At 66.7% G+C, this 7,125-nt stretch carries 6 protein-coding genes; 4 read left to right on the top strand and 2 right to left on the bottom strand.

The features are described from left to right. The first annotated feature begins 236 nt into the window (after window positions 1-236). The 4 genes from AC5JJ1_RS09945 to AC5JJ1_RS09930 all read left to right on the top strand — a co-directional run bounded on the left by AC5JJ1_RS09945 (window position 237) and on the right by AC5JJ1_RS09930 (window position 4,007). A complete protein-coding gene (locus AC5JJ1_RS09945) occupies window positions 237-665 on the top strand; it encodes a lipocalin-like domain-containing protein (RefSeq protein WP_495784964.1) in 429 nt (142 codons plus the stop codon). Between the two features lie 386 nt (window positions 666-1,051). Continuing rightward, a complete protein-coding gene (locus tag AC5JJ1_RS09940; protein WP_495784963.1) occupies window positions 1,052-2,623 on the top strand; it encodes a long-chain-fatty-acid--CoA ligase in 1,572 nt (523 codons plus the stop codon). A gap of 506 nt (window positions 2,624-3,129) precedes the next feature. Further along, entirely contained in the window at window positions 3,130-3,486 is a 357-nt protein-coding gene (locus AC5JJ1_RS09935; RefSeq protein ID WP_495784962.1) for a transposase, read from the top strand. After that, a complete protein-coding gene (locus tag AC5JJ1_RS09930) occupies window positions 3,483-4,007 on the top strand; it encodes an IS3 family transposase (protein ID WP_495784961.1) in 525 nt (174 codons plus the stop codon). The genes AC5JJ1_RS09935 and AC5JJ1_RS09930 overlap by 4 nt, the downstream gene beginning before the upstream one ends. A gap of 284 nt (window positions 4,008-4,291) precedes the next feature. Here AC5JJ1_RS09930 and AC5JJ1_RS09925 read toward each other — a convergent pair whose 3' ends face one another. Both AC5JJ1_RS09925 and AC5JJ1_RS09920 read right to left on the bottom strand, forming a co-directional pair. Next, window positions 4,292-6,139 carry a hypothetical protein gene (locus tag AC5JJ1_RS09925; RefSeq protein ID WP_495784960.1) on the bottom strand — a complete coding sequence of 616 codons (1,848 nt, stop codon included), beginning with the start codon at window positions 6,137-6,139 and terminating at the stop codon, window positions 4,292-4,294. A gap of 317 nt (window positions 6,140-6,456) precedes the next feature. After that, complete coding sequence (locus AC5JJ1_RS09920; RefSeq protein ID WP_495784959.1) at window positions 6,457-7,050, bottom strand: hypothetical protein; 594 nt, start codon at window positions 7,048-7,050, stop codon at window positions 6,457-6,459. Between the last annotated feature and the right edge of the window lie 75 nt (window positions 7,051-7,125).

The following is a 7,125-nucleotide window of genomic DNA, read 5'->3' as shown; positions in this document are numbered from 1 at the left end:
GCACCTGGAAAACGCTCTTGGCCAGGTCGAGGCCGATCGTCCTAATCTCCTCCATCGATGCCTCCTCTCCCTCGTGGTGGGGCTCAGCGCCAACCACGCTATGGCACCTCGATGCCGCAGAGCAGGGGGCATCCAACCCATCAAGTGAGAAAGGTTAAAGGCTAGTAGCCTGATCGACGTTGAGGCTTCCCGCCAAGCTCGGTGTAGGCTTTCTCCAAAGGGAGGAGAGCAGCGCTATGACAGGAACAGCGAATGTCTCTCGCAAGCTGGTCGGGGTTTGGAAGGTAGTAGCTGCACACCGCCGGATGGAGGACACGGGCGAGGTCGTCACACCACCAAACCCAAGCGGCTATATCATCTTCGAGCCCGGCGGCCGCATGATGGTGATCCTTTATCCCGGCGAGCGTATGCCTCCCACGACGGATGCCGAAGCGGCAGCGCTGTTTGGGAGCCTCACCGCATATACCGGGCACTACTCCATTGAAGGTGATAGGATTGAGACCGAAATCGACGCCGCATGGCATCCCGACTGGGTCGGCTCGCGGCAGGTTCGCTACTTCGCCTTTGACGGTAACCGACTAACCTTAACGAGTGAGGTGCAGGAACACCCCGTCGAGCCCGGCCGGAAACTTCGGGCCGTGATCACGTGGGAACGCGAGCAGTAAGCCGCTCCGCACAGGAACAACGGTTAACCTGCGGAGCGGGCGGTTTATCGCATGTGAGAATTTGCCCCACTGGGTCCACAGCTCATTCCGGGTCAAGAGCACGCTGGGCCGAATGCTGGTACGGGCCAGCGTGCTTTTTGGGGTGACGTCCTCAATCGGTTCGACACGGCGTACGCAAAGCCGAGAGTGGAGCGCGCTCTCCTGCGAAGGTGCTTGCGACGCGGGCACTGGCGGTTAGATCATGCACCGCGTCACTCAGGACTTGCCGGAAGCCGAGCACGTGCGTCCCGGCTCGCCTCCGCGTCCCGCTGGTGGGTTGGCCAGCGGGTGCTTCCTGCGCGGAACTGGGCCTAGGGACAGTGCCGCAGCCTCCCGGGAGGCGGCCGATGAAAGTGTTGCACGAGAGTCGAACCCTGGCCGAGCTGCTGCGCCACCACGCCCGGGAACAACCGACGAAGACCGCCCTGATATTCGACGACTGGACCACGAGTTATGGCGAGCTCGACCGCCATGCAGACCAAGTCGCCCACGGCCTCGCTAGGCTCGGCGTGCGCCGCGGCGACCGCGTCGGCTATCTCGGCAAGAACTCGGACCGCTACTTCGAACTGCTGTTCGGCGCCGCCCGGGCCGGCGTCGCGCTGGTCCCGGTGAACTGGCGCCTGGCCGCACCAGAGGTCGCGGCGATCCTCACCGACGCCGGCGTCGCGGCCCTGTTCCTCGGCCGGGGCTTCGAAACTGCGGCCGAGGAACAGGGCATGCCCGCCGGGCTGCGCTGCGTCTCGATGGGCAGCGGCGCGGGCGAGCGCTGGCCGGGCTTCGAGGCGTGGCGCGATGCCCAGTCTGTCGCCGACCCAGGAGTGCTAGTTGAGGCGGAGGACACGGTGCTGCAGATGTACACCTCCGGCACCACCGGCTTGCCCAAGAGCGTGGAGCTCACCCACCGCAACTATCTCGCCACCCTGGAGGCCATCGCACTTGGCCGGTTCGGGGACATCGGACCCGAGGCGGTGGTGCTGGTGTGCATGCCGGTGTTCCACGTCGCCGGGACAAACGTCGGCTTGCTCGGTCTCACGCGGGGTGCCGAGGTTGTCGTTTTGGAGGAGTTCAGCCCCACCGGGTTGATCGAGATCATTCTCCGCCATGGCGTCACCTGGCTGCTCCTTGTGCCCGCCGCGATCCTAGCGCTGCTGGAGCACCCGGCTGCAGCCGCAGCGGATTTCGGTTCGGTGCGCACTCTGGTCTACGGCGCCTCACCGATCGCCGAGGCGCTGATGCTGCGCGCCGGACAGGCCTTTGCGAGAGCCGGACTGTGGCAGCTCTACGGCCTGACCGAGGCAACAGGTGCCGGCACGATCCTGCCGCAGGAGGCGCACAATCCGGCGCGCGGCAAGCTGTGCTCCTGCGGCCTGCCCTATCCCGGCTTCGAGCTGCGCGTCATGAACCCGCTCGGTGAGCCGGTGCCGGCCGGGACGGCGGGCGAGCTCGTACTCCGCTCGCCTACGGTGATGAAGGGCTATTGGAACAATCCTGAGGCGACCCGCACGGCCTTCTTCCCGGGGGGCTGGCTGCGGACCGGCGACGTCGCCCACTTGGACAAGGAGGGCTATGTCTACGTCCAGGACCGGGTGAAGGACATGATTGCGAGCGGTGGCGAGAACGTCTACCCGGCGGAGGTGGAGAACGCATTGTTCGGCCACCCTGCGGTGGCCGACGTCGCCGTGATCGGTGTACCGGACGAGCGATGGGGCGAGGCGGTGAAGGCCATCGTAGTTCTGCGCCCCGGTGCGTCCGCCTTGGCCGAGGAGATCGTGGGGCACGCGCGGGCGCGCATTGCCGGCTTCAAGCTGCCGAAGTCCGTGGACTTCGCTGAAGCGCTGCCACGCAATCCGTCCGGCAAGATCCTGCGTCGGCTCCTGCGCGAGCCGTACTGGGTAGGCCGCAACCGCAGCGTGAGCTGAAACCTCGTTTGCGAAGTTATGGTGCGTAGCCGACGCTAGCAGCCGAACCAGTCGAGCGATTTCTCGACCATCTAGCGGCGCGGCTGCACGACGAAGCCGATGCTGTCTGCGAGGCGGCGGACTATGATCAGCACTGGCCAGAAAGCAGGCGAGCAGGGCGGCAAGGCGACTGTAGATGTTGTGGGCTGTAGTGCGTCCGGATGATGAGACAGCTGGCTGCGCTGTTCAGGCGGCCAAGGGTAGGGTGGCGGGCAGGCACTGAGCAAGGCTGGGTTGCTCGGTGCAGATTTTGTTCGGGGTGTGATAGCAGCTTGCGCTGGGCAGAGTTGCGACGCTCTGGCCCGGCGCCGCCCGTGGGGGCGCCGGCGTCAGCGTTCCGGGCACACGCCGGCGCTCCCAAGGGCTTGTCGCTGTGGTTGTGGTCCACCGATCTGACCTCCGGTTGCGGTGGCCCTGCCCCGCTCTCACGGACACCCCAGATAGGCTGAAAAGCCTGAGAGATGTCGATGGCAGAGAGCAACAAACAGCGCCGGTTGTTTCCGGAGGCGTTCAAGCTCGAAGCGGTGGCCGCAATCCGTGGTGGCCGCTCGGTTTCGGCGGTGGCGGCCGAGCTTGGCTTGCCGGACCAGCTGGTACGGACTTGGCTGCGCTGGGCAGAGAGCCGCACAGCGACAGAGAGCGGCGCGCCGGCGTCGACGCCCCCCGAAGAGCAGGCGGCGCCGGCGCGCCGCGTGGGCCCGAGCCCGGCCGACCAGGCGGCGGAGATCGGGCGGCTGCGACGTGAGCTCGATCGGGTCCGGATGGAGCGCGACATCTTGGGAAAAGCTGCGCTCATCTTCGGCCGGGCGACGGGCCGGAGATGAGCTATGCCTTCATCCGCGAGCCTGTCGCCGACTTCCCCATCCAGATCATGTGCGAGGTGCCGGGGGTGAGCCGGAGTGGCTACTACGCCTGGGCCAGCCGGCCGGAGAGTGTGCGGGCGGCTGAGGACCGGGCGGTGGCGGCCGAGATCCGCACCGCGCACGAGGCCAGCCGGGGTCGCTACGGCAGCCCGCGCGTGCATGCCACCCTGCGCAGCCATGGCCGGCGGGTTGGCCGCAAGCGGGTGGTGCGCCTGATGCGTGGCATGGGCCTGTCGGCCAGGCGCCGGCGCCGGTTCCGCCGCACCACCGACAGCGCGCATGCCTATCCGGTGGCGCCGAACCTGCTCGGGCGCGATGTCACTGCCAGCGCGCCGGATCGGGTCTGGCTGGCTGATTTGACGTATATCTGGACTGCTGAGGGCTGGTTGTACCTGGCCGTGGTGCTCGACCTGTTCTCCCGCCGCGTCGTCGGCTGGGCTATGACCGACCATCTCGGCCATGAGCTCGCGCTCGCCGCTTGACATGGCCATTGCGCGTCAGCGCCCTGCACCCGCCAAGGCGGGGCTGCAGGTGAGGCTTGCGGCGATGGCGTACAACCTGCGCCGGAGCTGCGGCCTGCTGATCGAGCAACGGGCGTGATCTCACGCCCGGACTCTGCGCTCGGCAGGGCGATGGCCATTCAGTGGCGTCGAACGACGGCCTAAACAGCCAAGCCGAGGCGAACTCGCCCAGGAACCGGCGGCAGCCAACACCAAGCAGCCACAACGCCGGCGCAGCGGATTACCCGCGCACAGATCTCATTACATCATCGGATGTTGTGACTGCGACTCTGCAGGTCGGACCGGATCGGAGCCATTGCGAAGCGCTCAATCCACTGGTCCCGCTTGCGCCACCAAACTGCCTCGATGGCGGCACGGAACCAGATCGTTGGTCGCAGTTCGCGGACCAAGGCTGCCTTGACTCCATTTGCCCGCGCCTCAATCCGGGCGCGCAGATCCTCAAGTTGGAGGTCAGCCGGGGTAACGGGCCAGGGCGGTGTCGCAGTGTAGTCCGGGCTAGCCAGACGCCCCAGCAGCGGAACAATGGGCAAGTGGAGCACCTGCCGCTCGACACCGTCCGCCCCCCGGTACGTCTTCCGGAAGGCGAACGGCTCTCGGAGCCGGGCGTCGCGTGGCCACCGCGCGAAGAGCGGGTTCTCCGTGCCGTTCTCCGGGTCGGCCGGCAGCGCAAGGTGGCGCATCAGAAAGCGCTGGCAGTTGCGCCGGCCCAACATATAGTCGTGGTGGCGGAACTCCTTCGACAGGAACCCCCCAAAGCCGCCCAGCGCGCCGCAGGCGATGGCGTACCTCGCTTTCCGGTTTCCGGGCTCCTCGTAGCGGACCGGCATAATTGCCGCGCGGCTTGCAACGCCGGGATCGCGCGCCAGCGCCAGCTCGTCTGGTTTGAAGCGCGACTGTGCTGTGAAAGCCCCGACAAGCCGCTTCAGGACAACCAGAAGCCGGCGCTCTTTCTCAGCGTCGTAGGCCCGGTCCAACTCAAAGAGATTCGGGAAGGGGTCGATCAGGAGCACCGAACGTGTTGCTTCGGCCGGGTCGCGGGGGTTGCGCCCGCCTGGGCCCGCCAGTGCGGTGCGGCAGAGCTCCAGAGGCTCATTGTTGAACACGCCCCCGTCCACATTGACAAAATCATAGACGCCACCCGGGTGGTCGACCGAGCGATCCACAGGCGGGAGCGTGACGCCCGCGCCAGCGCGGCTGAGCCACGACGCTGGATCCTCTGAGGGGACGACCTCCTGCCCGTTCTTGTCGCGCCGACGCACCGGGTTGAGAAGCTGGCCTGGATCATACCACTGGCGCTCCTCGTAGTCCGAGAAGCGGCGCTTTACCTCCCGCGCAGACAGTCCGACCGGGAAGGCGCCACTGGCAAGCGCGGATGCCCCGAGCTGGTCCCAGGGGCCTTGATCACCGCCCGGCGCCAAGGACCGAAGGCCAGGCAGTCCCTCGCCGCCGGGCCGGGCATGCCAGCAGAAGCCCACATGGTCGGCGTGCATGGACATTTGGTGCTCCGTCCCGGCGTCGGGCTCGGCGTCGAGCGAGAGCGAGTAGCGGATGCCGCGAAGGTTACTGACACAGAGATAGATCGGCAGCCGCTCTGCAACATAGGAGCGAACGCGGTCGGTCCGCTGCGAGTAGGCAAGCGCCCGCCGCACGATCGCGTCCAGCGCCGAGGCGTCGAGCAGCGAGCGCAGCGGCGCGCCGCCGGCAAGGTCTGCGGTGCCGAGAAGGCGGTCGTAGTGGATTTCACTTACCCAGGCGTCGTAGAGCGGGTTACCGACGGAAGCGGCGTCCGGCCTTCGTCCCGGGCCGATAGGCGGAACTCGGGTGCCGAGCAGGGTCGTGGCGATGGCAGTGACCATTGCGCCGGCCGAGGCGCCAGCCATGGCGCCGATACGCACGTCGTGCCCAGGGTCGAACACTGGGTTCTCCTCGGGCAGGCCCGCCGTTAGAGGAGCAGTGTCGCCGCCGCTGCGAGCGTCCTCCAGCGCGTCGAGCGCCTCGAAGAGGAAGTCGAGGACGCCGGCGGTGTAGGCGCCTGCCGAAACAGCCCCCGCCATCACCAGACCAAGGTCGAAGGTCTGTCGCCCATTGGTCATCGCAAACGTCCTCCCTACAGCCTCGTTCGTGTGCATCTCAGGGCACCGCGCGAGCACGTCGACGCGCGCCCGTATGCTTCCTGTCATCCGACTTTGGGGAGCAGGCCGTGGGCGACATCTGGCACCCATCCACCTCGCTGGGCACCCCTTACTCTAATCCTTCAACACGTTCGCTGTTGTAGCAAATTCAGCTTGCGAGGTGGATGGGTCCGTCGTGTCGTAGGTGGCCTGCTCCCGAAAGTCGCCTGACAGCTTCCCGCCGGTACTGCACGAGCCCAGCGCCGCAATGAGCCGCTGCGGCAACACTAGGCGGCTGGTCAGGGTCCTGCCGGACGGGCTTCGGCGGTCCTTGGCTTGGCAGTCCAGTCAGGTAACTTAGCGGTCATTGCCTCGGTCAGCATCCGTCGAATCGTTGCGGCCGGCACACAGGGCTCCATGTGCCCGCCCCGCGCGGCGAAAATTTCCTGTCGCAGAAGATAAAGCGCGGCCAGGTCGTCCCAGAGCGAGGTGTGCTCCCAGCCCTCGGGGTGCGCACGCAGCATCGCGGCGACGATCGGCGCAAACCCGCCCTTCGTTTGCTCGAGCGCCGTGATCCAGTTCGAATCCGGTCGGAAGGCGTAGAGCCTAGTGCCGTTCTCGTCGACGCCCGGCTCGGCTTTACCACAGGGCTGTAGTCCGTTCGGGATGTCCACCCAGTCCGTCCGTACCCGTCGATCAGCCCGTTGTTGCCGCCCCACCAACAGGTCAAAGGCGGCGAAGCAGGAATCGAGGTCGTAGCGGCAGTTGAAGCCGCCCGGCTGGCCGGAAAGTTCGTCAGGGTAGGGCCGGCCTTGAGCCACGATCCGGTCGACCCGCTCCAGCACCTCCGCCGCATAGCGCAGGAAGGAAGTCCAGGGCCCGATCACTTGCAACGAGATAGTGTGGCACCCTGCTATTGACCTTCACGGAAGTTGGGTAAGGCTCAGGCCGACGTGCCGGAAACAGCC

Source organism: Belnapia sp., assembly GCF_059504005.1.
The sequence above is the reverse complement of the archived record's forward strand: the minus strand, read 5'-3'. Positions and strand labels throughout refer to the sequence as shown.

What these genes read in the sequence shown, in the direction of transcription:
- AC5JJ1_RS09930 (WP_495784961.1), top strand. Translation starts at nt 3,483, where the DNA reads ATGAGCTATGCCTTCATCCGCGAGCCTGTCGCCGACTTCCCCATCCAG.
- AC5JJ1_RS09935 (WP_495784962.1), top strand. Translation starts at nt 3,130, where the DNA reads ATGGCAGAGAGCAACAAACAGCGCCGGTTGTTTCCGGAGGCGTTCAAG.
- AC5JJ1_RS09925 (WP_495784960.1), bottom strand. Translation starts at nt 6,139, where the DNA reads ATGACCAATGGGCGACAGACCTTCGACCTTGGTCTGGTGATGGCGGGG.
- AC5JJ1_RS09945 (WP_495784964.1), top strand. Translation starts at nt 237, where the DNA reads ATGACAGGAACAGCGAATGTCTCTCGCAAGCTGGTCGGGGTTTGGAAG.
- AC5JJ1_RS09940 (WP_495784963.1), top strand. Translation starts at nt 1,052, where the DNA reads ATGAAAGTGTTGCACGAGAGTCGAACCCTGGCCGAGCTGCTGCGCCAC.